The 25979-nt window shown below is 70.8% G+C and carries 23 protein-coding genes; 12 read left to right on the plus strand and 11 right to left on the minus strand.

Annotated features, from left to right (window positions below):
* Window positions 1-213: 213 nt before the first annotated feature.
* Window positions 214-3045 carry a DEAD/DEAH box helicase gene (locus MUY22_RS09140; RefSeq protein ID WP_247063766.1) on the plus strand — a complete coding sequence of 944 codons (2832 nt, stop codon included), beginning with the start codon at window positions 214-216 and terminating at the stop codon, window positions 3043-3045.
* A gap of 85 nt (window positions 3046-3130) precedes the next feature.
* Here the strand turns inward: MUY22_RS09140 and MUY22_RS09145 are convergent, their stop codons facing one another.
* The 8 genes from MUY22_RS09145 to ssd all read right to left on the minus strand — a co-directional run bounded on the left by MUY22_RS09145 (window position 3131) and on the right by ssd (window position 9356).
* The gene (locus MUY22_RS09145) at window positions 3131-3748 is read right to left on the minus strand and encodes a bifunctional DNA primase/polymerase (protein WP_247058836.1); all 618 of its coding nucleotides are present in this window, start codon (window positions 3746-3748) and stop codon (window positions 3131-3133) included.
* Between the two features lie 669 nt (window positions 3749-4417).
* A complete protein-coding gene (locus MUY22_RS09150) occupies window positions 4418-4888 on the minus strand; it encodes an Rv3654c family TadE-like protein (protein ID WP_247058837.1) in 471 nt (156 codons plus the stop codon).
* On the minus strand, window positions 4875-5234 hold the full coding sequence (locus MUY22_RS09155) for a TadE family type IV pilus minor pilin (RefSeq protein ID WP_247058838.1): 360 nt from the start codon (window positions 5232-5234) through the stop codon (window positions 4875-4877). Before MUY22_RS09155 ends, MUY22_RS09150 begins: the two co-directional genes overlap by 14 nt.
* Window positions 5231-5407, minus strand: coding sequence for a DUF4244 domain-containing protein (locus MUY22_RS09160; RefSeq protein ID WP_247058839.1), 177 nt, complete (start codon window positions 5405-5407; stop codon window positions 5231-5233). The genes MUY22_RS09155 and MUY22_RS09160 overlap by 4 nt, the downstream gene beginning before the upstream one ends.
* A 24-nt stretch (window positions 5408-5431) precedes the next feature.
* Complete coding sequence (locus MUY22_RS09165) at window positions 5432-6157, minus strand: type II secretion system F family protein (RefSeq protein ID WP_247058840.1); 726 nt, start codon at window positions 6155-6157, stop codon at window positions 5432-5434.
* Window positions 6154-6921 (minus strand): type II secretion system F family protein, encoded by a 768-nt coding sequence (locus MUY22_RS09170; protein WP_247058841.1) that lies wholly within the window; start codon window positions 6919-6921, stop codon window positions 6154-6156. The genes MUY22_RS09165 and MUY22_RS09170 overlap by 4 nt, the downstream gene beginning before the upstream one ends.
* Window positions 6922-6967: 46 nt before the next feature.
* Window positions 6968-8119, minus strand: a complete 1152-nt coding sequence (locus MUY22_RS09175) for a TadA family conjugal transfer-associated ATPase (protein WP_247058842.1) — start codon at window positions 8117-8119, stop codon at window positions 6968-6970.
* A 163-nt stretch (window positions 8120-8282) separates the two neighbouring features.
* Entirely contained in the window at window positions 8283-9356 is a 1074-nt protein-coding gene (ssd, locus tag MUY22_RS09180; RefSeq protein ID WP_247058843.1) for a septum site-determining protein Ssd, read from the minus strand.
* A 554-nt stretch (window positions 9357-9910) separates the two neighbouring features.
* On the opposite strand from ssd, the gene MUY22_RS09185 reads away from it, so the two are divergent.
* The 7 genes from MUY22_RS09185 to MUY22_RS09215 all read left to right on the plus strand — a co-directional run bounded on the left by MUY22_RS09185 (window position 9911) and on the right by MUY22_RS09215 (window position 19716).
* Window positions 9911-10741 carry an HAD family phosphatase gene (locus MUY22_RS09185; protein WP_247058844.1) on the plus strand — a complete coding sequence of 277 codons (831 nt, stop codon included), beginning with the start codon at window positions 9911-9913 and terminating at the stop codon, window positions 10739-10741.
* A gap of 784 nt (window positions 10742-11525) precedes the next feature.
* The gene (locus MUY22_RS09190; RefSeq protein ID WP_247063768.1) at window positions 11526-13283 is read left to right on the plus strand and encodes a glycoside hydrolase family 3 protein; all 1758 of its coding nucleotides are present in this window, start codon (window positions 11526-11528) and stop codon (window positions 13281-13283) included.
* The gene (locus tag MUY22_RS09195; RefSeq protein WP_247058845.1) at window positions 13280-14554 is read left to right on the plus strand and encodes an exo-beta-N-acetylmuramidase NamZ domain-containing protein; all 1275 of its coding nucleotides are present in this window, start codon (window positions 13280-13282) and stop codon (window positions 14552-14554) included. The genes MUY22_RS09190 and MUY22_RS09195 overlap by 4 nt, the downstream gene beginning before the upstream one ends.
* A 47-nt stretch (window positions 14555-14601) precedes the next feature.
* Window positions 14602-16335 carry a serine hydrolase domain-containing protein gene (locus MUY22_RS09200; protein ID WP_247063770.1) on the plus strand — a complete coding sequence of 578 codons (1734 nt, stop codon included), beginning with the start codon at window positions 14602-14604 and terminating at the stop codon, window positions 16333-16335.
* Between the two features lie 211 nt (window positions 16336-16546).
* A complete protein-coding gene (locus tag MUY22_RS09205) occupies window positions 16547-17548 on the plus strand; it encodes a MurR/RpiR family transcriptional regulator (protein ID WP_371827597.1) in 1002 nt (333 codons plus the stop codon).
* A 23-nt stretch (window positions 17549-17571) separates the two neighbouring features.
* Window positions 17572-18501, plus strand: a complete 930-nt coding sequence (locus MUY22_RS09210; RefSeq protein WP_247058847.1) for an N-acetylmuramic acid 6-phosphate etherase — start codon at window positions 17572-17574, stop codon at window positions 18499-18501.
* A 129-nt stretch (window positions 18502-18630) separates the two neighbouring features.
* The gene (locus tag MUY22_RS09215) at window positions 18631-19716 is read left to right on the plus strand and encodes a HoxN/HupN/NixA family nickel/cobalt transporter (RefSeq protein ID WP_247058848.1); all 1086 of its coding nucleotides are present in this window, start codon (window positions 18631-18633) and stop codon (window positions 19714-19716) included.
* On the opposite strand, the gene MUY22_RS09220 is transcribed toward MUY22_RS09215, so the two are convergent.
* Entirely contained in the window at window positions 19643-20791 is a 1149-nt protein-coding gene (locus MUY22_RS09220) for an MFS transporter (RefSeq protein WP_247058849.1), read from the minus strand. The two genes, MUY22_RS09215 and MUY22_RS09220, sit on opposite strands and share 74 nt — an antisense overlap.
* Window positions 20792-20906: 115 nt before the next feature.
* On the opposite strand from MUY22_RS09220, the gene MUY22_RS09225 reads away from it, so the two are divergent.
* Complete coding sequence (locus tag MUY22_RS09225) at window positions 20907-21212, plus strand: helix-turn-helix transcriptional regulator (protein ID WP_247058850.1); 306 nt, start codon at window positions 20907-20909, stop codon at window positions 21210-21212.
* Here the strand turns inward: MUY22_RS09225 and MUY22_RS09230 are convergent.
* Both MUY22_RS09230 and MUY22_RS09235 read right to left on the minus strand, forming a co-directional pair.
* Window positions 21209-21931 (minus strand): oxidoreductase, encoded by a 723-nt coding sequence (locus MUY22_RS09230; protein WP_247058851.1) that lies wholly within the window; start codon window positions 21929-21931, stop codon window positions 21209-21211. The genes MUY22_RS09225 and MUY22_RS09230 overlap by 4 nt on opposite strands.
* Window positions 21928-22425 carry a phosphoribosyltransferase gene (locus tag MUY22_RS09235; protein WP_247058852.1) on the minus strand — a complete coding sequence of 166 codons (498 nt, stop codon included), beginning with the start codon at window positions 22423-22425 and terminating at the stop codon, window positions 21928-21930. The genes MUY22_RS09230 and MUY22_RS09235 overlap by 4 nt, the downstream gene beginning before the upstream one ends.
* A 113-nt stretch (window positions 22426-22538) precedes the next feature.
* Here MUY22_RS09235 and MUY22_RS09240 point away from each other — a divergent pair, with 113 nt between their 5' ends.
* From MUY22_RS09240 to MUY22_RS09250, 3 genes are all read left to right on the plus strand, one after another.
* Window positions 22539-23141: a GNAT family N-acetyltransferase gene (locus tag MUY22_RS09240; RefSeq protein ID WP_247058853.1), complete on the plus strand. Its 603-nt coding sequence runs from the start codon at window positions 22539-22541 to the stop codon at window positions 23139-23141.
* 98 nt (window positions 23142-23239) lie between these two features.
* The gene (acs, locus tag MUY22_RS09245) at window positions 23240-25222 is read left to right on the plus strand and encodes an acetate--CoA ligase (RefSeq protein WP_247058854.1); all 1983 of its coding nucleotides are present in this window, start codon (window positions 23240-23242) and stop codon (window positions 25220-25222) included.
* Between the two features lie 142 nt (window positions 25223-25364).
* Window positions 25365-25880 (plus strand): DUF6319 family protein, encoded by a 516-nt coding sequence (locus MUY22_RS09250; RefSeq protein WP_247058855.1) that lies wholly within the window; start codon window positions 25365-25367, stop codon window positions 25878-25880.
* Window positions 25881-25979 lie beyond the last annotated feature (99 nt).

Genomic DNA, 25979 nt, shown 5'->3' on the forward strand with positions numbered 1-25979 from the left:
AGAGAGTGTGGATTGCGGGAGTGTATTGGTACTGCAACCAGGCCCGACAAGCCGTCCCAGGGTCGGTACAATCCGTTACCTTGTGAGCCTCCTCACTTGATCGATCACTCTGCCGCCGATCCGTTGGCCCTGCTGGGATGCGCCGGAACTGTCGGACCCCTGTGCCAAGCTCGGCGAGTGGACGATTCACGTGGGCGGCGGCTGCTGGGGCGGGTGACCGCGGGCATCCCGGCGCGCGAAGACCCGATCACGCACGTCGCGGACCTGCCGGGCCGCGCGGCGCGCTTCTCGCCGTGGCCGTCGTGGGCGGATCCGGCGGTGGTGAACGCGCTGCGTGACTGCGGCGTCCCGTCGCCGTGGGCGCACCAGGCGGAGGCGGCGTCGCACGCGTACGAGGGTCGTCATGTCGTGATTTCGACCGGCACGGCGTCCGGCAAGTCGCTCGCCTACCAGCTGCCGGTGCTGTCCCGGCTGGCCGCGGGCGAGAAGACGGCGGCGCTGTACCTGTCGCCGACCAAGGCGCTGGGCGCGGACCAGCTGCGGTCGGTGTCCTCTTTGGACGTGCCCGGCGTCCGCGCGGCGGCGTTCGACGGGGACACGCCGATGGTCGAACGCGACTGGGTGCGCGCGCACGCGAACTGGGTCTTCACCAACCCGGACATGCTGCACCGCGGAATCCTCTCGGCGCACGGGCGGTGGGCGCCGTTCTTCCGGCGGCTCGGCTGCGTCGTCGTCGACGAGTGCCACAGCTATCGCGGGGTCTTCGGATCGCACGTGGCCCTGTTGCTGCGCCGGCTTCGGCGGGTGGCGGAGCACTACGGCGCTTCGCCGGTGTTCGTACTGGCCTCCGCGACCACGGCCTCGCCGGCTTCTTTCGCTTCGCGGCTGACTGGGGTTCCATGTGTCGCCGTTACCGATGACGCGTCGCCGCGCGGCGCTCGCACGGTGGCGTTGTGGGAGCCCCCGCTGCTGGAGGAGCTGACGGGTGAGAACGGCGCACCGGTCCGGCGGTCGGCCGGCGCGGAGGCGTCGCGGATCCTCGCCGACCTGGTCGTCGAGGGCGCCCGGTCGCTGGCCTTCATCCGCTCGCGCCGGGGCGCGGAGCTGGCCGCGCTGGGTGCGCGTCGCATACTGTCCGAAGTGGACCCCCGCTTGGCGGGAACCGTTGCGGCGTACAGATCTGGCTACCTACCGGAGGAGCGCCGGGCCCTGGAGGCGGCGTTGCTGTCGGGCCGGTTGCTGGGCGTCGCGACGACCAACGCGCTGGAGCTGGGCGTCGACATCGCGGGGCTGGACGCGGTGGTGCTGGCGGGGTACCCGGGCACGCTCGCGTCGTTCTGGCAGCAGGCCGGCCGCGCGGGCCGTTCGGGCGACTCGGCACTGGTGGTGTTCGTCGCACGCGACGACCCACTGGACACGTACCTGGTGCACCACCCGGCGGCGTTGCTCGAGAGGCCGGTGGAGTCGGCGGTGCTGGACCCGTCGAACCCGTACGTGCTGGCGCCGCAGCTCGCGTGCGCCGTCGCCGAGCTGCCGCTGACCGTGCCCGAGCTGGAGGTGTTCGGCGGCGCGGCCGCCCAGGCGGTGCTCGCGGAACTGGCAGAGCAGAAACTGCTGCGCCGCCGATCGAGCGGCTGGTACTGGACATCCCGTGACCGCCCCCACGCCGACGTCGGCATCCGCGGAACGGGCGGCGAGCAGATAGCGGTGGTCGAGTCGGACTCCGGCCGAATGCTGGGCACGGTCGACCCGGGCTCGGCCTGCTTCGCCGTCCACCCCGGCGCGGTCTACCTGCACCAGGGTTCGTCGTACGTCGTGGACGAGCTCGACTTGGAGCAGGGCCTGGCGCTGGTGCACGCGGAGAACCCGGACTGGACGACAACACCGCGCGAGATCGTGGACATCTCGGTGCTGAGCACCCAGGAGAAGCAGGACTTCGGCGGAGTGAGCATCTGCCTGGGCGAGGTAGCGGTGACATCCCAAGTAGTGGGCTACCTGCGACGACGCCCATCGGGCGAGGTGCTGGACTCGACACCGTTGGACCTGCCGGAGCAAAGCCTCCACACGCGGGCGGTCTGGTACACGATCTCGTCGCACCTGCTCGGCCCTAGCGAGCCCCCACGCGCAGCGGCCCTGGGTTCGGGCGACCGCGGCGCGGCCGAGCGGGCCTCGGGTGGCGTGGGTTCGAGCGACCGGAATCCGCCCGGACGGCAGTCGGGCGACCGTGAGGTGACCGAGCGAGATTCGGGCGACCGTGCCTCGATCACTCAGGATTCCGCTGACCATGCGGCCGCAGTTCGAGATTCAGGCGGCCAGAATTCGGCCGACCGCCGTGCGGTCACTCGCGAGACCATCATCGGCGGCTTGGACTCCGGCGACCGGAATGAGCGCGGCCAGGAATCGGGCGACCGTGGCGTCGTTGATCGAGATTCGGGTGACCGCAGGCTTGCCGAGCGGGATTCGGCCGATCGCGAGACCGTCGTCGGCGAGCCGGTGATGGTCGGCTCGGGTGAGGCCGTCCGCGGATCTGGGGCCGATGGCGAGGCGGGGACCGGGGGCCATCGGGTGGGGACCGAATCTGCGGGGACGGTGGGGACCGGGGAGGAAACCCTGGCGAACGGTCGGGGGCCCGTTCACGAGGGTGGCAGGACACCGGGGGGTGCCGGATTGGTTCCGGCACGGGTCCCCGGTGCCCTGCATGCCGCCGAGCACGCGGCGATCGGCCTGCTACCGCTTTTTGCTACGTGCGACCGATGGGACATCGGCGGGGTGAGTACCGCGTGGCACGAAGACACCGGGGAGGCAACGGTGTTCGTGCACGACGGCCATCCCGGGGGTGCGGGATTTGCCGAGCGCGGTTATGCCGCGATTGTCCCGTGGCTGGTCGCAACGCGGGAGGCGATCGTCTCCTGCGAGTGCCCGACGGGATGCCCGTCCTGCGTTCAGTCGCCGAAGTGCGGGAACGGCAACGAACCGCTGGACAAGGCGGGGGCGGTGGCAGTTCTCGGAACCGTGCTCGGGGCATTGCGTCAACACGGCGCCTAGAACGGCCACTCAGTGGTCCATGGAGTTGTGTCCTGCTCCGCCTCGGCCGGGCTGGGACCGGCCTGGGGCGGTGATTCGGAGTGGCTCAGGCCGCAGTGGTCTGAACCAGCAGGGCGGCGTCGGCGCCGGCCAGTGCACGGACGAGCACGTCGTGCACCTCGGTCGCGTCCGGCAGCTGCCAGCCGCAGACCTCGGGCTTGACGCGCCAGTGCACGACACCGTGCTGGAACGGCGAGGGAGGCAGCGGGATCCAGCTGTCCTTGCCGTGCCACTGGATCGTGGCGCGGGAGGCGAGCTCCGCCGGGATGCTGTCGGCGGCGGTGGTGAGGAAGAGCCAGCGGCCGTTCGGCAGCGCGATGATGGGCGCGGGGTGGCCGAGGGCGCGGAGCAGGCGGCAGGCGCGCTTGCCGAGTTCGTCGTCGACCTCGATGGCGTCGAGCACGGTGCCGGTCGCGACGAGCAGGCTGTGGGTGCGGTCGGAGAACCAGGTGGCGACCTCGTGGGCGTGGGTGCCGATCTGCTCGCGCCAGTTGTCACTGGCCGGAACGGGACGGCGCCAGGTGAGGTCGTCGCCCTCGGTGAGCGGCGCGGGGTTGACGCCCGGCAGCACCGGCCAGCCACGCCAGGCGAGACCGATCGCCTCCGCCCGCATTTCGATGCGGAAGGCGCCGCGCCAGCTGTCCGGCCAATTCGCGTCCAACATGTCTTTCCTGCCTGTGAGGTCTGGTTCGTCGCGACCCCCCGAGACCCTGCCGTGGTGTCGCACGTCTCACTTAACGGCAAGTTGCACATTGCCCGGAACCCCCACGCGACAACCGGTGGTTACGGGGCGATGAGCGCCCAGTAGTCCCTACGCCGGACCGAACGGACTGGCGGGCCTCCGACGGTGAACGGCAGGCAAACAAAGACCGTTCGTCGCGGTGAACCCCAGGATCGGCACCCGTCGGAGGCCTCACAGGGCTCACACAGGCCACCCATCAGCCCAGGTGGGAGAGGGTTTTGACCGCTCACCGTGCACCGATGACCGCTGCGCGTGACCAACCACCGCTCATCGCGCGGCCTAGCCGCCGCGCCGGTCACCCCCGCATACCGACCGGTCGGCGTCCGCCGGTCGACCCCGCCGGCGAGTCAGCCCGATGGAAGGCGAGCGGCGATTCCGGGTGGCGCATCGCCGGTGCGGCGGGTCCCCGCTGGTTGGCGCGTTGGTGAACGGCCAGTCACTTGGCGCCCGTCGGCCGCCGCAGCTGTTCATCGCATGTGACACGGGTCGAGTCTCTTGTTCGGCGATCGCGGGCGGCGGCCAGCGGTCGGCATGAACAGCAGTTGGGCTTCGCCAGGCGTGGGTGGCCGGTGTGGGGCCGGGTCAGGGTGGTTAGTCGACGGGGCCTGCTCGGGCGTGGGCTGATGGGGCGGGTAGTCCGGCGAACTTCGAGTTTGGGGCTTCTACCTCGATCAGGGCGTCCAGTCTTTGCCAGCGGCAGGTCAGGAGCGTGACTCCCATGCGTTCGGTCACCCAGCGGGCGCGGCCGCAGGCTTTGTCCGGTCCCTCTGATGCGTGTGATGCCGCTGCTAGGGCTCCCAGGTCGGCTGCCGATTCGACCTGGTGCCGGGCGATGGTCACCGTGCTCAGCCAGAGGCCGAGCACTGCTATGCCCGTTAGCGCCGCGACTGCCACTGCCGTCCAGATTGTCGCCGCTCCGCTGTCCGCCTCCGTGGTGGAGCCGGCTCGGCGGCTATGCGTCCGCGTGGTTGCCGCTGTGCGGCGGCGCGTCTTGGCGGCAGGGCGGCCGGCGGTGCGCGGCCTGTGTTGTGTTCGGGCCCTCTGGTTGTCAGCGTGAGGCATTGCGGGCCTCTGTGCCTGGCTCGGCCAGGGCGTACGCCGTCGCCTTCAAGGTGATCATCGGCAGGAGGCTGTCGGCTGGGTGGGCTGCCACCCTGACCGTGATTTCTTCGCCCGTGCGCTGGACGTCGAGGGTTGCTCCCGGTGGTGCGATCTGGTGGACCGCCGCCTCGGCCTGGGTGGGTTGGCCTCTGGCCAGGAGGCGCGCTGCCTCTCGTGCCGCGTCTGTGCAGTGCAGCTGGGCTGTCACCATCGTCGTTGCCGCCAACAGCAACAGCCCCAGCACTGTGAGGCCGGCCAGCCCGAGTGCTGCCTCGACTGTGACCGAGCCTTCGTCGCGGCGGGTCATGACGGGACCGACAAGGCCTTCATGACCAGGCTTGTCAGCCACGAGACGACCGAGTCGCCCGTGAGCAGGGTGTAGAGGACGGCCGCGAAGGCCGCTACCGCGACCGTGACGATGGCGTACTCGACCGTTGTGGAGCCGTCGTCGTCGGTGGGACGTCGGTGGGGCGTGTTCATGGGGGATTCCCTTCGATAAAGAGGTCAGAAGAGGGGGCCGAGACGGGCGGCCAGGCCCAGGACGACCGGCAGGACGCCCAGGCAGAAGAAGGCGGGCAGGAAAAGCAGACCCACCGGCAGGGCCAGCGCCACTCCGGCTCGTTCGGCGCGTTCCTCGGCCTCGGTGGCCAGTTCCTCGCGGAACCGCTCGGCGAGGTCGGCGGCGGCCGTGGCGAACGCCGCGCCCGAGCGGGACGTGCGGATCGCCGCGATCGCCAGTTCATCGAGGCCCGGGAGCGCCTGCACCGGTGCCCAGGCTTCGCCTGGCTCCGAGCCGAGGGCGAGCAAGGCCGCGGCTGATCGCAACGCCTTGGCTGCCTCGGTGGGTGCGGCACCGGAGACCGCGTCGAGCGCCGTCGGGACCGGGAGGCCCGCTCGCAGGCAAGCCGCGAGGAGGTCGAGCGTGCCCGCTAGCCGGAGTCTGGTGGCGATGTCGGCCGCGGGTGCGCGCGGTCGCCGGGAACGGCCGATCGCCCACCAGCCGGCGGCGGTCACGAGCGCACCCACGACGATCCCGGCCAGGCCGCCGACGAGTACGGCCAGCGAGACGCCGCCCAAGGTCGTCGCGATGTGCGGGACTGCGCCCGGCCACTCGCGAACGGGCTCGGGTGCTCGGGCGACCCGCAGCCAAGCGAACCGCCGGACCGCGACGGCGTCGGTCGGCCAGGTGACGACCGCGCCGGCGAACAGCAGGAGTGCCGCCGCGTTCATCGGAGCCGTACTCGGCCGGTCAGGGCGCGGCACCAGGCCGTTCCCGCCCAGAGCAGGACGCTGCCCAGGACCAGGAGGAGCTGCCCTGGCGTGCTTTCGATCAACACCGACAGCGGTGACGCGCCCATCGCCTGCCCGAGGAGCACGCACAGCACCGGGAGGCCGGTGAGCACCGCCGCGCTCGATTGCGGGCCGGCCAGTTTCGCGCGCATCCGGCGGGCGTACGCCAGCGCGGCTTCGGCGTCGCGGCGGGCGGCGTCCAGGACGTCGGCCATCGGCAGGCCGTAACGCCTGCCCAACGTCCACGCCGTGGCCAGCTCCGGGATGGCCGGTGCTCGCAGCTCGCCGTCCAGACGGGCCGCGGCCGCCAAGGCTCGCAAGTCCGCCGAAACCGCGGGGACGACTTCGGCGGCGGCCTCCGCCGCGGTCACCGGGTGGGCTCCGGCGCGCAGCTCGGCGACCATCGTCCGCAACGCGGTCGCCGTGTGCGCGGCCATCGCGAGGTCCCGGTTCGCGCGGCGGTGGGCCTGCCATTCCTGGCGCCACGCCAGCGTCAGCACTCCGACGGCGACAGCGCCGCCGACTCCGGCGAGCAGACCCGCCAGCGCGGCGGGGAGCAGCCAGCGGACGACCGGCCACAGCTCGGGCAGCCGGCTGCGGGACTTCGGCGCCGGCTGTTCCACCACGGCCTGCAGCCGGTCCGGCGCCGCGGGCCAGCACGCCAGGGCCGCGCCGACGCACAGCGGGAGCCACGCGGTGATCATCGGTCTCTCCTTCGACGGTGCGGGAAACGTTGTCCAGCAAGCAAAGTCAGCACGTGAGGGATCCCGTCGTCACGAAGAGGTGGCGGTCGACCGTCCAGCGGCCCGCGCGCCACACCGGCACCACCCGCGCGCGGCCGTGCTCGCCGCGGAGCACGCCGACTTCGGCGAGACGGCGTCGGCCGCCTGGCTCGCGTCGCATGTGGAGCACGACGCGGACCGCCGCGACGAGCTGGCTGTGCACGGCGTCACGGCCCAGCCCGCCGAGTGCGGCCAGCGCCTCGATGCGGGCGGGCACCTCGGCCGGGGAGTTGGCGTGGAGCGTGCAGGCGCCGCCGTCGTGGCCGGTGTTCAGGGCGGTGAGCAGGGCGCCGACCTCGGCGCCGCGGACCTCGCCGACGACCAGCCGGTCGGGGCGCATGCGCAAGGCCTGGCGCACCAGCTCGGGCAGGCCGACCGCGCCCGCACCCTCCACGTTGGCCGGCCGGGCGACGAGGCCGACGAACTGCGGGTGCGCGGGCTGCAGCTCACCGGCGTCCTCGACGCAGACGATCCGCTCGCCCGGGTCGACGGCGCCGAGGAGCGCGGCCAGCAGGGTGGTCTTGCCCGCGCCGGTGCCGCCGGTGACGAGGAACGCCATTCGCCGCGCCACGACGTGCTCCAGCAGTTTCGCGCCGCTCGCGTCGAACGCGCCGAGCTCTTGCAGTGCGGCGAGGTCGTGCGTGGCCGGGCGGAGGACGCGCAGGGACAGGCAGGTGCCGTTGGCCGCGACCGGCGGGAGGACGGCGTGCACGCGGATGCGCCCGTGCGGGCCGGATCCGGGGAGCCAGCCGTCCACATAGGGCTGTGCGTCGTCGAGGCGGCGGCCGGCCGCCAGCGCGAGGCGCTGGGCCAGGCGGCGGACGGATTCCTCGCCTTCGAAGCGGATTCCGGTGCGGGTGAGGCCGTGCGGGCCGTCCGTCCAGACCTCGTCCGGGCCGGTGACGAGGACGTCGGTGGTCGCCGGGTCGTCGAGGAGCGGGGCCAGCGGGCCGGCACCGACGAACTCGTCGCGGGCCTGGCGGACGGCGTCGAGCACGGCGTCGTGGCCGAGGGCGCCGCCCGCTTCGGCACGGACCGCGGTCGCGACGGCGACCGGGTCGGCTTGGCGGCGGTCGCCGGCGAGGCGGTTGCGGACGCGGTCCACGAAGTCGGTCGTCATGGGTGCACCGCCTTGGGCTGGGAGGGCGGCCGGGGCGGGGAGCTGCGGGGTGGGAACAGCTCCAGGAACTGCTTCACGCTCGCTGTGTTGCGGCCGGCCAGGGTCAGGATCGTCGGGAGCAGGAGGTCACCCACTCGGGTCGGGGATGTCGGCAGACCTGACGTCATCGGGTCGCCGCCCGGGCTTCGCGGCGGGCCACCGACAGGACGTCCGCTGCCGCTGTGGACAAGGGCCCGGTCTGCTTGGCCGGGAACTCGCCGCGCTCCACGGCCGCCGGCAGGCCTCGTTCCAAGGGCATCGAGGCCAGCAGGGGTGGCCCGAGGAGGCCGGCCGTCTGGGCGGGTGAGACTCCGGAGCGGGACCGTCCACACGCGACCACCCCCAGGCGGGCCGTCAGCTCCGACAGCCCGCGCAGCACCTGCTTCGCCGCCATGCACGCGCGGAACTCCACCGGGACCACGAGCACCACCAGGTCGGCCACCGTGACCGCTTCCAACGCCGCGTCACCCAAGGTGCGCGGGAGGTCGCAGACCACCGTGCGGCCCGCGCGGCGGCCCGCAGTGAGGACCGCCGACAGCGACTCCACCCCCGGGCCCTCACCTTCCCGGCCGCACGCCAGCACCGGGAGGCTGCCGCCTCGATGACGGCGCTGGGGCAGCGCGGCGGCCAGCGCCGGTACCGACACCCGGCCGCTCAGCCGGACCTCGGACCAGCGCGGGCCGGGCGTCTTCTCCAGGCCGAGCAACAGATCCAGACCGCCGCCCAGCGGATCGCAGTCCACGAGCAGCGCGCCGCCGGGGTCGCGGTCGGCCGCCAGCGCGAGGGTCGCGGCGAAGACGGACGCGCCCGCGCCGCCGCGGCCGCCGACCACACCGAGCACCAGCCCGGCCTGCTCGGCCGGCGTCTCGACGACGTCCGCGAACGCCCCCGCGAGCTCGGTCTCCTCCTCCGGCAACGAGATCACGCGCTCGACGCCGACGCGGAACGCGTGCTCCCACGTCCTCGGCTCCGGGGTGCCCTTGCAGACCAGGAGGATCCCGCCACGCCGGGGCAGCGAGGGTGGCCGCAACGCCGTTTCCTCGTCGAGGACCACCAGCGGTGCCCGGGCCCACTGCCCGCCGGCCGCGGTCAGGTCCGGGGCGCGGTCGAGCTCGCAGCCCGCCACCGCGGCCACGCGCAGAATCTCGTCGAGCACGGTTTCGTCCGTGGCGACCACGAGCGGTCGTTCCCCCGCCATGTGTTCCTCCCCCGTCGTCGGTGCGGGCCTCGGATGGCCCGGTTCCACCGTCGCGGCGGGGGGCTTGGGGGCACAACGGGTCGGGGGCCGGGCTGTGGACAACCGGGGGGATGTGGACAACTGCCGCCGGGGAACGGCTCGCGCGCCGGTTCTGTCGGTGGGGCGTGGCAAGATCGCGGCGGCACCCGCGTCGCCATAGACCCGACGGGAAAAGATTTCCGGAAAGGCGAATGGCGCGACAGAACCGTCCGGCGATTCGGAACCCGGGCTCGCGAAAGGCGAGCGGGAGGTTAAGAAGGCGGCCCCCGCCAGGGGGGAGGGACGGGGGCCGCCAAGGGTTCAGCCCCGGGGGGTCGGACTGAACCGGCCCGGTTGGACACCGGGCTCCCTCACTGTAACTCCGCCGGACGCCCGGGAGCCCAGCGGGCGAGGCACACAGTTCGGTAACGGCATCGCGCGTCGAAAGTCCCTTCCTGTCATGGATTTTCCGGCGACACGACGCGCTTGTGGTGGATCAACGGGACGCGTCGCGATCAAGCTCTTATCCTGGACACGTGGCCGAACCGATCAGCGCGCCGACGCGCATCCGGAAGCCGGGCCCGGAGCACGCGGTGGCCGCGTTCTTCGACCTGGACAAGACGATCATCGCTTCCTCGAGCGCGCTGGCGTTCAGCAAACCATTGCTGAAGGAGGGACTGATCAACCGTCGCGCCGCGTTGCGCAGCGCCTACGCGCAGCTGGTGTTCTCACTCGCCGGCGCGGACGAGAACAAGACCGAGCGGATGCGCGCGGAGGTCTCCGCGCTGTGCACCGGCTGGGACGTCGCGCAGGTTTCGGCGATCGTGCGGGAAACCCTGCACGACGTCGTCGACCCGCTCGTGTACGCGGAGGCGACGGAGCTGATCGCGCAGCACCGCGAAGACGGCCACGACGTCATCGTGCTCTCGGCGACCGGCGAAGAGGTCGTCGCGCCCGTCGCGGAAATGCTCGGGGCGACCCGGAGCGTGGCGACGCGGATGCAGATCGTCGACGGCCGCTACTCCGGCGAAGTCGACTTCTATTGCTACGGCGCCAACAAAGCCGTCGCCGCGAAGCAGCTCGCCGCGACCCACGGCTACGACCTCGCCGAGTGTTTCGCCTACACCGATTCGAGCACCGACATCCCGCTCCTCGAGGTCGTCGGGCACCCGCACGCGGTCAACCCGGACAAGCTGCTGCGGCGGGAGGCGCTCGACCGCGGCTGGCCGATCCTGGCGTTCGACCGGCCCATGTCGCTGCGCAGCCGGATCCCGACCCGGTCGGCCGGCATGGTGGCCCTCGGCGTCGGGGCGATGGCCGCCGGGGCGACCTGGTACGGCCTCAGCCGGCGCCGCCGGACCCGGTAACGGCGGCCGGGCCACCCATACGGCCGTACAGCGTCCGCTTTGCTTGGCCCAGCCCCGAATTGTCCGTCGCTGAGGGTGCTCGTGTCACCCGATCCAGCCTCTGTACCGGTGCACCCATCCGCGCACTTGAAGTGACCGGGCTCACGGCGTAGAAAGAAGGTGCGGACGTTCGGTCGGCCAGGGAACAGGTAGAAGAGAAGCCTGTTCCACCCCGGCGAATCTCCGTGCGCGGACTCCGGGAACCCACGCGCAGCGCGCCGCGGGAGGCTCGTCGTCTAGGGACTGCGTAGTGGGACGCCACACGCCGAGTCCATGTAGGTACGACCAGAGTTGCACGCTTGGTCGCCCGAGATGTTCGCGCTTTGCAGGCGGCGCCCGTTGGCCTTCGGCCACGGGCGCCGCCTCGTCATATGGGTAGCCCGAGCGCGCGGTATCGGCCACTCGGAGGAGCCGTCGACGCGCGCCCCTGGCGCACAGGAGCCGAGCCGCCGGCGACGGAACGACGCCGTGCGAGGCGAGGCTGGGCCGTTCGGGTCACCCCTCCCACCAGTCCGTTCGGGTGAGCCGCATCTTGCGAACGGCGAATTTCCTACCGATCCGGGTACGAACTCGACCGTTGCTGCGGTCGGTCGATGGACATCGAAGGATTCGGTGAGTAGCTTCCCGATATTGGCGCCTCTGAGTGGACTTCTCACGTCACACCGGGCGCCCGCAACTTTCTGGGAGGCTGGTCGTGACGACCCGAAATCGGAGGTTCCATGCGTTCGCGCTGCCCGTCGCGGGGCTGCTCGCCCTCACCGGTGTGGGTGTCGCGACCGCGGCCAGCGCACCGGCGGTGAGCGCGGACGCGCAGGCCGACGCCGCGGCGACGCAGGCGCTTCGGGGGCTGACGCTCGAGCAGAAGGTCGGGCAGCTGTTCGTCACCTGGGTAAACGGCAAGTCCGCGGACGAGGTCAACCCGAAGAACCAGACCGACTTCGGCGTCGACACCCCGGCGCAGGTGGTCCAGAAGTACCACCTGGGCGGCGTCATCTACTTCAACAACGACAGCCGCGACAACTTCGACGACCCCGTCCAGGTCGCGAAGCTGTCCAACGGCCTCCAGAAGGCCGCCGTCTCGAGCGGGGCGCACATCCCGCTGCAGGTCGGCGCCGACCAGGAGGGTGGCACGGTCACCCGGATGGGCGCGCCCGCCACGGAGTTCCCGAACTCGATGGCCGTCTCGGCCGGGCGTGACACCGGCCGGGCGACGAAGGCCGCGACGGTCCTCGGGCACGAGCTGCGCGCGGTCGGCATCAACCAGGACTTCGCGCCCGATTCGGACGTCAACTCGAACCCGGCGAACCCGGTCATCGGCGTCCGCTCCTTCGCCGGGCAGCCCGGCCTCGCGAGCCAGTTCGTCACGGCCGAGGTGAAGGGCTACCAGAACTCGGACTTCCCGACGAAGACCGTCTCCGCGACGGCCAAGCACTTCCCCGGCCACGGTGACGCCGCCACCGACAGCCACACCGGCCTGCCCCGGATCGACCGCACCGAGCAGCAGTGGCGCGCCATCGACGTGCCGCCGTTCAAGGCCGCGATCGCGGCGGGCATCGACTCGATCATGAGCGCGCACATCCAGTTCCCGAGCCTCGACCCGTCGCTCGAGCCGGCGACGCTGTCGCAGCCGATCATCACCGGCAAACTGCGCAAGGAACTCGGTTACAACGGCGTGGTCATCACCGACTCACTGGAAATGCAGGGTGTGCGGGAAATGCACAGCGACGCCGAGATCCCGGCGCTCGCGCTGAAGGCGGGCATCGACCAGCTGCTCATGCCGGTGCACCTGGACGTCGCGATCAACGCGGTGCTCAACGCCGTGAAGACCGGCGACCTGTCGATGCAGCGGATCGACCAGAGCGTGCTGCGCGTGCTGAAGCTGAAGTTCAAGCGCGGCATCCTGTTCTCGCCGTTCGTCGACGCGAACCGGGTGATGAAGACCGTCGGCACGCCGGCCAACCTCAAGACCGCGCAGGACATCGCCGACCGCGGCATCACGGCCATCGCGAACGACGCCGGCGTCCTGCCGCTCAAGCAGAAGCCCGCGACGGCGCTCGTGACCGGCTGGGGCGTCGCCACGACGGCGACGCTCGCCCAGAAGCTCACCGCGCACGGCACGGCGGCGACGGCGTACCAGACCGGGCAGGCCCCGACCGACGCCCAGATCGCGCAGGCCGCGGCGAGCGCCAAGAACGTCGACCTCGTGGTCGTGCTGACCAACAACATCGGCGGCTTCCCGCTGCAGACCAAGCTCCTCCAAGCCCTGCAGAACACGGGCAAACCGGTCGTCGCGGTCGCCGCGCAGATCCCGTACGACGCGGGTTACGCGAACGCCGTGCCGACCTGGCTGGCGACCTACGGCTACATCAACCCGACGCTGGAGGCGCTGACCAAGGTCATCCTCGGCGAGACGAAGCCGGTCGGGAAGCTGCCGGTCGACATCCCGGCGGGCGCCGACCTGCAGACCGTGAAGTACCCGTTCGGCCACGGGCTCACCTGGTGAACCTGAACCGGCGTCACTTCCTCGGCGCGAGCGCGGGCGCCCTCGCGGTCCCGGTCCTGGCCGGTGGTTCGGCCCGGGCGCAGTCGGAACAACCCGGACAGACGCAGACCCACGGAAGGGTGCTGACCGGCGCGGAGCAGCTGGCCGGCCAGGGCTGGCAGGCCTTCAAGGGCCGCAAGCTCGGCGTGCTGTCGAACCCGACCGGGGTCCTGCTGAACGGGGACCACATCGTCGACTCGATGGTCGCGGCCGGCGTCAAGCCGGTCGCGGCCTTCGGGCCCGAGCACGGCTTCCGCGGCAGCGCGCAGGCCGGCGGCTCCGAGGGCGACTACACGGACCCGCGGACCGGCGTGCCCGTGTACGACGCGTACGGCGCCGACGCGACGAAGCTCGCTTCGCTGTTCACCAAGGCGGGCGTCGACACCGTCGTGTTCGACATCGCGGACGTCGGCGCGCGTTTCTACACCTACATCTGGTCGCTCTACACGGCGATGGTGGCGGCCGCGAAGGTCGGCGCGGCCTTCGTCGTGCTCGACCGCCCGAACCCCATCGGCGGCCGGCTCGCCGGGCCGGTGCTCGACCCGAAGTTCGCCTCCGGGATCGGGAAGAAGCCGATCGCCCAGCAGCACGGCATGACCGTCGGCGAGCTCGCGCGCTTCTTCGCCGAAGAGTTCCTGCCGGGCGAAGGCGTGAAGCTCGCGAAGCTGGAAGTCATCCAGGTACGCGGTTGGCAGCGTGACGTCCAGTTCGCGCAGACCGGGCTGAACTGGGTGCTGCCGAGCCCGAACGTGCCGACGCCGGACACGGCGCTCGTCTACCCCGGCACCGGCATGTTCGAAGGCACGGTGTTCTCCGAGGGCCGCGGGACGACGCGGCCGTTCGAGATCATCGGCGCGCCCGGGCTCGACTGGCGCTGGCGGGAGAAGCTCGAGGAGCTCCACCTGCCCGGCGCGAAGTTCCGGGAGATCTACTTCGTGCCGACGTTCAACAAGTTCGTCAACGAGACCTGCGGCGGCGTCCAGGTGAGCGTCAGCGATCCGCGGGCCTTCGACGCGATCCGGACCGCGGTCGCCATGCTCGTCACGGCGAAGGCGCTGCACCCGGACAAGTTCGCCTGGCGCCCCGACAACTACATCGACAAGCTCTCCGGGTCCGACCGGCTCCGGACCATGGTCGACGCCGGTGCGGGCGTCGACGAGGTCACCGGGGCCTGGCGGGCCGAGCTCGCCGCGTTCGACCACACCCGCCGTCGCCACCTGCTCTACCGCTGAGAGGAAGAGTCGTGCGTGCTAGGAAGGTCCTCGCCGCGGCCGCCGGAGTGCTGGTCGCGCTGACCACGTTGACCTCGGGAGCCAGTGCCATCACCACCCCCGCCGGGCGCCATGACCCCGATGCCGGCCGCTTCGACCGGCCGCAGCAGGGCTTCGCGCCTTCGTGGACGACCCTGCGCGACGGGCCCCCGAAGGACGTCAACCTCGATCCCGCGCCGATCAAGTCCGCCGAGGACTTCCTGGCGAGCTGGACGAAGCCGGACGCCACCGGGCACCCGCACTTCTCCGGCGCGGTCGGGCTGCTGGCCCACGACGGCGTGGTCGTCGACCGGTACGCGGTCGGCGGCGCAGTGCGGTACGCCGACGCCGCGGGCACCGAACTGCCCGCCGACCAGCAGGTCCCGATGCGGAACGACACCATCTTCGACATGGCGTCGATCTCGAAGCTGTTCACCTCGATCGCCGTGCTGCAGCTCATCGAACGCGGGCGGCTGACCGTCGACACCCCGGTGTCCCGCTTCTTCCCGGAGTTCGCGACCGGCGACAAGGCCGCGATCACGATCAAGATGCTGCTCACGCACGTCTCCGGGTTCGACGCCGACCCGATCCCCTCGCTGTGGGCCGGCTACCCGGACATCCCGTCGCGCCGGCAGGCCGTGCTCGACAGCCCGTTGAAGAACAAGCCGGGCACGACGTACCTCTACTCCGACATCAACCTGCTCACCCTCGGCTTCATCGTCGAGAAGCTGACCGGGCAGCCGCTGGACAAGGTGGTGCACGACCGGATCACCGGGCCGCTGGGCATGGCCGACACGGGGTACAACCCGCCCGCGTCGAAGCTGAACCGGATCGCCGCGACGGAGTTCGAGGCGAACCCGCCCCGCGGGATGGTGCGCGGCAGCGTGCACGACGAGAACGCGTGGTCGCTCGGCGGCGTCGCCGGGCACGCCGGGGTGTTCAGCACGGCGGGCGACATGGCCGTGCTGGCCCAGACGATCCTCAACGGCGGCAGTTACCGCGGGCACCGGGTCCTGCGCCCGGACACCGTGCGTCTGATGCTCACCAACTACAACCAGCAGTTCCCGGACGACTCGCACGGCCTCGGCTTCGAGCTCGACCAGCCCTGGTACATGGGTGCGCTGGCCTCGCCGGTCACCGCCGGGCACACCGGTTTCACCGGAACGACGCTGGTCATCGACCCGGAGTCGCGCTCGTTCGCGATCTTGCTGACGAACCGGGTGCACCCGAGCCGCAACTGGGGCTCGATCAACACCGCCCGCCAGGTGTGGGCGACGTCGCTCGCGCGCGCGATGGCCGTCAAGCCGGCCGCCGGGAAGGACGCCTGGACGAGCACGCTGGGTAACAACGCCGTTGCCACGCTGAGTACCCGCCCCATTACTACGCAAAGTGATCAAGCTCGCGTGTCCTTCTACGCCTTCGTGGACACCGAGGGGAGCACCGATCCACTTCAGCTGCAGACCAGCACCGACGGGGTGAACTGGCAACCGATCGCGCTATCGGTATCCGGGCCGGGTGCACCGTCCGGAGACGTGACGTCGCTCTCCGGGCACGGGCACCGTGCCTGGTGGAAGGTGACGGCCAAGCTGCCCCAGGCCGCCGGGATCAGCCTCAGGTGGCGTTACGGCACCGATCCGAACTACACGGGCCGCGGAGTTTCGGTCGACGGTGTGAAAGTCACCGAACGCGGCCGAGCACTCCTCGACGGTGAGCGAGAATCGTCTGCTTTCACCGCTGAAGGTTTCCAGTTGAGCGCACGGTGACCGTTCGGTCGCCCAACGCCGACATCCGTGTACCGCTGAGCGGTACCAAGCCGTTTGCGTCGCGACACTAAGTTGCCAAGTCGTTAGCTTGACCTCGTTAACAAGGTCGACCCTGTTGGCGACTTTCTGGTCAACGATTAATCGCAAATCGAGATCCGCAGACACGGACGGGTTGCGATCGTACCGAAGGGTGTGGGTAACCTTGTCGCAAATGCCAACGGTTAGTAACTTTCCGACGGTGACTGATACCGAATCCGTAGTCGGAACGGCACCGTCCGAAGCCGTACCGGTCCAGACGGCCGTGCGGGACGCCGACGCCAGCCCGCTGGTGCGGATCCGGTCGCTGCTCCCCGGACTGGCCCGCGCCGAGCAGCGCGTGGCCAAGGTGGTGCTGGAGGATCCCGCGCACGTCGCGAGACGCAGCATCACCGAGGTGGCCTTGGCCGCCAACACGAGCGAGACGACGGTGACGCGGTTCTGCAAGGCCGTCGGCGTCGGCGGCTACCCGCAGCTGCGCATCGCGCTGGCCGCGGACACCGCCCGCACCGAGGCGCGCAGCTCGCGCAACCTCGGCGGCGAGATCGGCCCGGACGACGACCTGGCCGCCGTGATCAGCAAGGTCAGCTTCGCCGACGCGCGCGCCGTCGAAGAGACGGCCGAGCAGCTCGACGTCGCCACGATGCAGCGCGTCATCGAGGTCGTCGCCAACGCCGGCCGCTCCGACGTCTACGGCGTGGGCGCCAGCGCGTTCGTCGCCGCGGACCTGCAGCAGAAGCTGCACCGCATCGGCCGCGTGTGCTTCGCGTGGTCGGACACGCACATCATGCTCACCTCGGCCGCGGTGCTGAGCCCCGGTGACGTCGCGATCGGCGTCTCGCACACCGGCGCGACCACCGACACCGTCGAGGCGCTGCGGGTGGCCCGGGAGCACGGCGCGATCACCATCGCCGTGACGAACTTCCCGCGCTCCCCGATCACCGAGGTCGCCGACTACGTCCTGACGACGGCCGCCCGGGAAACCACCTTCCGTTCGGGGGCCACGGCGAGCCGCATCGCCCAGCTCACCGTCATCGACTGCCTGTTCATCGGCGTCGCGCAGCGGCACATGGACGCGTCGGTCAACGCCCTGGACGCCACCAGGGACGCGGTCGGCTCGCACCGCCTGGGTGTCAGGCCGGACGGTCGTCGCCGTCCTCGGGAAACCGGCAAGTAATGACCGGAGAAAATGTGAGGCGCATGATGACCGTCCCCACGCAGGCGGTGCACGTCGATTCGCCGACCGAGACCCGCAACCCCCGCACCACGGACATCGACCTGATGTCCACCGCGGGGATCCTGAGCGCGATCAACGCCGAGGACCGCACGGTCGCCGGCGCGGTCGCCGCGGTGCTGCCGCAGGTGGCACGGGCGGTGGACTACGCGGTGGAGGCACTGCGGGCCGGCGGCCGGGTGCACTACGTCGGCGCGGGGACCTCGGGTCGTCTCGCCACGCTGGACGCGGCCGAGCTGGTGCCGACGTTCAACGTGCCGGGTGACTGGTTCATCGCGCACCACGCCGGCGGCGAGCGCGCCCTGCGCCAGGCCGTCGAAAACGCGGAGGACGACGACGGGGCGGGCGCGGCCGAGATGGCCGCCATGGTCCAGCCGGGCGACTTCGTGCTGGGGCTGACGGCGTCGGGCAGGACGCCGTACGTCTTGGGCGCGCTGCTCGCGGCGTCGCGTCAGGGGGCCCGCACCGGGCTGGTGTCGGGCAACGCGAAGGCCGCCAAGCCGCCGGGCGTCGACGTGCTCATCGCCGTCGACACCGGGCCGGAGGCGATCGCCGGCTCGACCCGGATGAAGGCGGGCACGGCGCAGAAGATGATCCTCACGTCGTTCTCGACGGCGACGATGATCAAGCTCGGCCGGACCTACTCCAACCTGATGGTCAGCATGCGGGCCACCAACGCGAAGCTGCGCGGCCGGACCATCCGCATCCTGCAGGAAGCCACCGGCATGACGATGGCGGACTGCTCCGACGCGCTCACCGAGGCCGGGGGCGACCTCAAGGTGGCGCTGGTGCACCTGCTGTCCGGGGCGGACGTCACGAGCGCGGCGAAGGCGCTCCACACGTCCGGCGGACACGTTCGCAAGGCTCTTGACTTGGTGCGGGCGCGCGCCAGCTAACACGCCGTTAGGGGGTTCCGGGTGGCGGAGCCCCCGGCCCGAGGCGAAGCCTCGGCTGTCACAGATTGATTGCCCATCAACTGTTCACCTGTCTAACCTCTCAGATGAGAGGGAAGGCAGGTGGCGACGATGGGCGTGCTCGAAGCGACCGGTTCGCGGCTTTCACGCCGTGAATGGGTCTCCGTGGGCGGGATGGCCGGGTTCATCCTGCTGCTGAACGTCGTGGGCTGGGTGGTGCTGGCGGTTTTCGTCGCACCCCAGCACTACGCGTTGGGCACCTCCGGCGTGTTCGGGATCGGGCTGGGCGTCACGGCGTTCACGCTCGGCATGCGGCACGCCTTCGACGCCGATCACATCGCCGCGATCGACAACACCACCCGCAAGCTGATGGCCGACGGCCAGCGGCCGCTGTCGGTCGGCTTCTGGTTCTCCCTCGGGCACTCGACGATCGTCTTCGTGCTGTGCCTCCTGCTCTCCCTCGGCGTCCGCGCCCTGGCCGGGCAGGTCGAGGACGACTCCTCGACGCTGCACCGGACCACCGGCCTCATCGGGACGTCGGTGTCCGGCGTGTTCCTGTACGTGATCGCGATCCTCAACCTCGTGGTGCTCGTCGGGATCCTGCGGGTGTTCAAGGGGATGCGCCGCGGCGAGTTCGACGAAGCCGCACTGGAGCACCAGCTGGACAACCGGGGCCTGATGAACCGGCTGCTGCGCGGGGCGACGAAGGCCGTGCGCAAGCCGTGGCACATCTACCCGGTCGGCCTGCTCTTCGGGCTGGGCTTCGACACCGCGACGGAGATCGGCCTGCTGGTGCTGGCCGCGGGCGCCGCGACGTTCGCCCTGCCCTGGTACGCGATCCTCGTGCTGCCGATCCTGTTCGCCGCGGGGATGAGCCTGTTCGACACCGTGGACGGCTGCTTCATGAACTTCGCCTACGGCTGGGCGTTCGCGAAGCCGGTGCGCAAGATCTTCTACAACCTCACGGTGACGGCGTTGTCGGTCGCCGTCGCACTGCTGATCGGCACGATCGAGCTGGTGTCGATCCTCGCCGAGAAGCTCGACATCACGTCCGGGCCGCTGGCCGCGATCGCCTCGGTCGACCTGGACTACGTCGGGTTCGCGATCGTCGGGTTGTTCGTGCTCACCTGGGTGATCGCACTGGCGGTGTGGCGGTTCGGGCGGATCGAGGAGAAGTGGTCCGCGAAGCTGGGTTGACGCCCAGCGCGAGAGCGGCCAGGGCGGCGAGCGCGCCGGCCGGCCCCACCCATCCCGGGCCCGCGTCGGCGAGGACAACGCCGCCGAGCACCGAACCGAGCGCGCCGCCGACGTAGATCGCCGAGCCGTTCACGCCCAATGCGACGGTCGGGACGTCCGGCGCGATCGTGAACAGCCGGTGCTGCTGCGGCACCATCAGCAGCCCGCCGAAGGCCCCGGCGAGCACCGCGAACAGCAGCGCTCCTGGCAGGGACAGCACGGCGACGTCCACGACCGCGAGCACGACCGCCGTGCCCGCCAGCGAAAACGCGAGGACCCGGGCCGGGCCGAGACGGTCGGTGGCGCGGCCGGTGAACGTCGTCCCGGCGAGCTGGCCGAGCCCGAACCCGACCAGCACCCACGACAGGACGGCGCCGCTCGCGACCGGCGCGACCAGCACCGGCAGGTAGACGAACACGGTGAACGCGGCGAGCGTGCCGAAGACCGTCACCACCAGGACGCGGGCGACCGCCGGCCGGGCGACGACGGCGAGGCGCTCGCGCAGCCCGGCCGCGGGCACGCGGACCTCGGGGATGAGCGGGATCAGGGCCGCGACGACGACCGCGACCACGCCAATCCCCCACATCACCGCGCGCCAGCCGAACCAGTTCCCGGCGAGCACGCCGATCGGGACGCCGAGCACCATCGACACGCTCATCCCGGCGGCGACCGTCGACAGGGCCCGCCCGCGGCGTTGTTCGGACGAGAGCGCCCCGGCGAGGACGTAGGCGTTCGACTGGAACGCGGCCGCGCCGACGGCGGCGAGCAGCCGGGCCGCGGCGACCACCGCGAACGACGTCCCGAGCGCCTGCCCGGCCATGCCGACGGTGAACAGCGCCATGCCGCCTGCGAGCAGCAGGCGGCGGTCCCAGGAGCCGGTGAACGCGGCGATGAGCGGCGACGCGACCGCGTACGTCAGTGCAAAGACGGTGGTGAGCTGGCCCGCGACGGACTCCGTCACGTGCAGGTCGGCGGCGATGACCGGCAGCAGGCCGTTGAGCACGAACCCGTCGGTGCCGACGGTGAACGTGCCCACCGCGAGGACGAGCAGGATCCCCAGCCGATCATTAGATGATCGTCGAATCGTCATACGGTCATGATGGAGCTACACTTCGATCGTTGTCAAACGATCCAACTGTTGGGAGATCACGGTGACCAGGACGCTGCCTCAACCGGCGCGTGAAGCGATCGAGATCGTGACGGTGCTGCAGGCGCTCGCCGATCCGGTGCGCCTGGAGGTCATCCGTGAGCTGTCGACGGTGACGGAGCCGCGAAGCTGCTCGCTCGAGGCGTACGACGTCGACATCACGGCGGCGACGCTGTCGCACCACTGGCGCGTGCTGCGCGAAGCGGGGTTGACGACGACGTTCGTCGACGGACGCCGGCGCTGGGTCGAACTACGGCGTGACGACCTGCAGGCGCGGTTTCCCGGCCTGCTGGACGCCGTGCTCAGCTAAGAGGCCGCGTCCGAGATGCTCTTCGCTTCGCGCGCACCGGCTTCGAACGCTTCGCAGTTGAAGAGCAGCCACGCGCGGACGCCGTCCGACGTCCCGCTCGCGAACCCTTCCGCGGCTTCGAGATAACGCGGCACCCGGCGGAAGAACGCGACCTCCGGGATGCTCAGCGCCTTCGGGTCCAGGCCCGTCGCGATCATCGTCAGCCGCGCCGCGGCGCGCGCCACGACGCCGTCCGCGCTGCCGAAAGGCTTGAGCGCCAGCAGTTCCCCGTGCACGACGGCCGCCAGGACCGGACCCGGCACCGACGTCGCGCCGGTCACCAGCTGGGCCAGCAGCTCCAGCCGGCCGCCGCCGGAATGCGGGCGCCCCAACGCATCCGGGTCGCTGACGAGGTCCGCCGCGGCGAGAACGTGCATGCGGGCCAACGCTTGCAGGGGCGCGCGGCGCCACGTCGGCAGCAGCGTCTCCAACGTCTCGGCGACGCGCAGCGCGCCCGCCAGCACCGGGTCGGCCACCGCGCCGTCGGCCGGCAGTTCCGGGTTGGCGCCTTCGATCCCGGCCGACGCGCGCGCCGCGCGAACCGAGGCTTCGCTCGCGGTCGCCGCACCCCCGCGCAGGTTCGCCGGGAGGCGGTGCACCGCGAACACGGCGTCCTGCGCGGACTTCGCCGCCGCGGCCACACCTTCGAGGTCGAGCAGGGGCTTCAGCGGGTCGCTCATGCGTCGAGAACCTGTCCTTCGCGCTTGACCACGGGCGGCAGCACCGACCACGGGAAATTGATCCACTTGTCGGTGTGGCGCCAGACGTACTCGCACTTCACGGTGGAGTGCGGCTTCTCGTAGACGACGGCCGAGCGCACCTCGGCGACGTGGTCGAGGCAGTAGTCGCGGACGAGCTTGAGGGTGGCGCCGGTGTCGGCGACGTCGTCGGCGATCAGCACCTTCTTGCTCGTGAGGTCGACGGCGTTCGGCACCGGCGGCAGCATCACCGGCAGGTCGAGGCGCTGGTCGACGCCGGTGTAGAACTCGACGTTCATCACGTGCAGGTTCTTCACGTCGAGCGCGTAGCCGAGCGAGCCGGCGACGAACAGGCCACCGCGGGCGATGGACAGGATGAGGTCGGGCGCGAAGCCGTCGTCGGCGACGGTGTGAGCCAGTTCACGCGCCGCCGTGCCGAACAGCTCCCAGCTCAGCTCTTCCCGCTCTTCGGCCATCGTTCTCGCCCTTCGGTCGTGGTCGGCCGAGCATAGGCAACGCCGAAGTGGACTCTGGAGATGCTCCGAAATTGGCTATCACGAACAGCCACTGGCCGCCTTACGGTGGTCCTGTGAGTGACTGGAGCACCCTGCCGACCCTGTCCGGTGAGCACGTCCGCCTGGAGCCGTTGACGCCCGACCACGCCAAGGGCCTGTTCGAGGCCGGCGCCGACCCGGGCATCTGGGCCTGGCTCAGCGTCCGGCAGCCGCTGGACGTCCCGGCCGCCGAACGGATGATCTCGGACGCGCTGGCCGACCCCGCCCGGCGGCCCTTCGCGCAGCTCGACGCCGCCTCCGGCCGGGTCGCCGGGACGACGTCGTACTACCAGGTCGTGGCGCAGCACCGGATCCTCTCGATCGGGCACACCTGGATCGGCGCGGACTGGCAGCGCACCGGGCTGAACACCGAGTCGAAACTGCTGTTGCTCACGCACGCGTTCGAAACCCTTGACGCGCAACGGGTCGCGTGGGAGACCGACATCCGCAACCTGCGCTCACAACGCGCCATCGAACGACTTGGCGCGCTTCGCGAAGGCGTCCTGCGCGCGCACCGGATCCGGCCGGACGGGTCGTCGCGCGACACCGTCACCTACTCGATGCTCGCGCCGGAGTGGCCGGCCGCGAAAGCCCGGCTGACTGAACGCTTAGTCACCGGCGCTCGCCTGCCTCGGTGAAACCCCGGGGCAACGTGGGTGCAACCTTTTACAAGGCGGACTAACGTCGCTAGCGTGCCGCTAGCCGGTGATCGGCGCACTACAGGAGGCCTTGCAACATGACCGAGCAGTCCCCAGCCCTGGACAACCTGCTCACCGAGAGCCGTACTTTCCCGCCCAGTGACGATTTCGCTGCTCAGGCCAACGCGCAGGCCGAGCTCTACGCCGAGGCGGACGCCGATCGCGAGGCCTTCTGGGCGAAGCAGGCGGAGCGGCTGACGTGGGACACGAAGTGGACCACGGTACTGGACTGGACCAATGCGCCCTTCGCGAAGTGGTTCGTCGGCGGCAAGCTGAACGTCGCGTACAACTGCGTCGACCGGCACGTCGAGTCCGGCCACGGCGAGCAGGTCGCGATCCACTGGGTCGGCGAGCCGGGTGACACCCGGGACATCACCTACGCCGAGCTGAAGACCGAGGTCTCCCGGGCCGCCAACGCCCTCCTGTCCCTCGGCGTCACCGCCGGCGACGTCGTGGCGATCCAGCTGCAGATGATCCCCGAGGCCATCTTCGCGATGCTCGCGTGCGCCCGGATCGGCGCGCTGCACAGCGTCGTCTTCGGCGGCTTCTCCCCGACCGCGCTGCGCGCCCGCGTCGACGACGCCGCCGCGAAGATCGTGATCACCTCGGACGGTCAGTTCCGCCGCGGCAAGGCCGCGCCGATGAAGGCCAACGTCGACGAAGCGCTCGAAGGCGCCGACAGCGTCGAGAAGGTCATCGTCGTGCAGCGCACCGGCGACCAGCTCGAGGGCGACGTCCCGTGGACCGACGGCCGCGACCTGTGGTGGCACGAGCTCGTCGGCGGACAGTCCGAAGAGCACACTCCCGAGGCGTTCGACAGCGAGCACCCGCTGTTCATCCTCTACACCTCCGGCACCACCGGGAAGCCGAAGGGCATCCTGCACACCTCCGGCGGCTACCTGACGCAGACGGCGTACACGCACCACAACGTCTTCGACCACAAGGCCGGCGAAGACGTCTACTGGTGCACCGCGGACATCGGCTGGATCACCGGCCACAGCTACATCGTCTACGGCCCGCTCGCGAACCGCGTCACGCAGGTCGTCTACGAAGGCACGCCGAACACCCCGCACGAGGGCCGGCACTGGGAGATCATCCAGAAGCACAAGGTCTCCATCTACTACACCGCGCCGACGCTGATCCGCACGTTCATGAAGTGGGGCGCGGAAATCCCGGAGAAGTACGACCTGTCGTCGCTGCGGGTGCTGGGCTCGGTCGGCGAGCCGATCAACCCCGAGGCGTGGATCTGGTACCGCGAGAACATCGGCGCGGGCAAGGCGCCGATCGTCGACACGTGGTGGCAGACCGAAACCGGCGCGATCATGATCTCGCCGCTGCCGGGCGTCACCTCGACCAAGCCGGGCTCGGCGCAGAAGGCGCTGCCGGGCATCTCGGCGAAGGTCGTCGACGACCAGGCGGCCGAAGTGCCGCCCGGCGGCGGCGGGTACCTGGTGCTCGACGAGCCGTGGCCGTCCATGCTGCGCGGCATCTGGGGCGACAACGAGCGCTACGAGGAGACGTACTGGTCGCGCTTCAAGGAGCAGGGCTTCTACTTCGCCGGCGACGGCGCGAAGTACGACAACGACGGCGACATCTGGCTGCTCGGCCGCGTCGACGACGTGATGAACGTGTCCGGCCACCGCATCTCGACGACCGAGGTCGAGTCGGCGCTCGTCTCGCACCCGACGGTCGCCGAGGCGGCGGTCGTCGGCGCGACCGACCCGACGACCGGGCAGGGCATCGTCGCGTTCGTCATCCTGCGCGGCAACGCGGTGGACGGCGGCGAAGAGGCCATCCAGGCGCTGCGCAACCACGTCGCGAAGGAGATCGGGCCGATCGCGAAGCCGCGGCAGATCATGGTCGTGCCGGAGCTGCCGAAGACGCGCTCGGGCAAGATCATGCGCCGTCTCCTGCGCGACGTCGCGGAGAACCGGCAGGTCGGCGACGTCACCACGCTGGCCGACTCGACGGTGATGGATCTGATCTCGTCGGGCCTGCAGACGGGCAAGTCCGAGGAGTGAGCTAGCGTCTTCGTGACAGAGCCCTTCCGGCTTCGCGCCGGGAGGGCTCTTTCATGAACCCCCCGAGCGGCGCACTTCGAACGCATGTTCTACACTGTGCCGCGAACCACACCCCCTTCCCGGGCAAGGAGACGACACGACGATGACCGTGGATGTCCTGACGCACGACGAGGAAACGGCTTCGGCGACCCCTGAGGCGCCCGCCGTTGCCACTGACGAGGCGACGACCGTCACCGAGTCCGCGTCCACCTCTTCGGAGGGCGCTGCTTCTTCGGAGGCTGCCGCTCCTTCGGAGGACTCGGCTTCCGCTGAGCCCGCCGCCGAAGAGGCACCGAAGCCCAAGCGTGGCCGCCCGAAGGGTGCGGCGACCGCGTCGACGGCGAAGAAGACCCGCACGGTCGAGCTGATCCTGACCGTCACCGGCACCGCCGATGGCGAGTGGCAGGCCGAGCTGAAGAACGGCTCGAAGTGGGTCGCGAAGGGCCTGGAGATCCCCGCCGCCGCGGTGTCGCGCGCGGCGAAGGAACTGCACGCCGACCTGTCCGGCCCGATCGACGAGGTGATCAACCAGGCCCGCGAGGCGCAGGTCGCGAAGGTCGCCGCGCTGGAGGCCGAGCTCGAGAAGGCCAAGCAGGCCCTCGCCGAGCTGGACGCCTGAGTTTCAGCTTTCTCTCCAGGAAGCGCCCGGTTCCGCATTGGCGGGGCCGGGCGTTTCCGCTTTCCGGACCTTTCCGCGGTTTTGCGGCGGCCGCGACGC

It is taken from the genome of Amycolatopsis sp. WQ 127309 (assembly GCF_023023025.1).
Taxonomy (GTDB): Bacteria; Actinomycetota; Actinomycetes; order Mycobacteriales; family Pseudonocardiaceae; genus Amycolatopsis.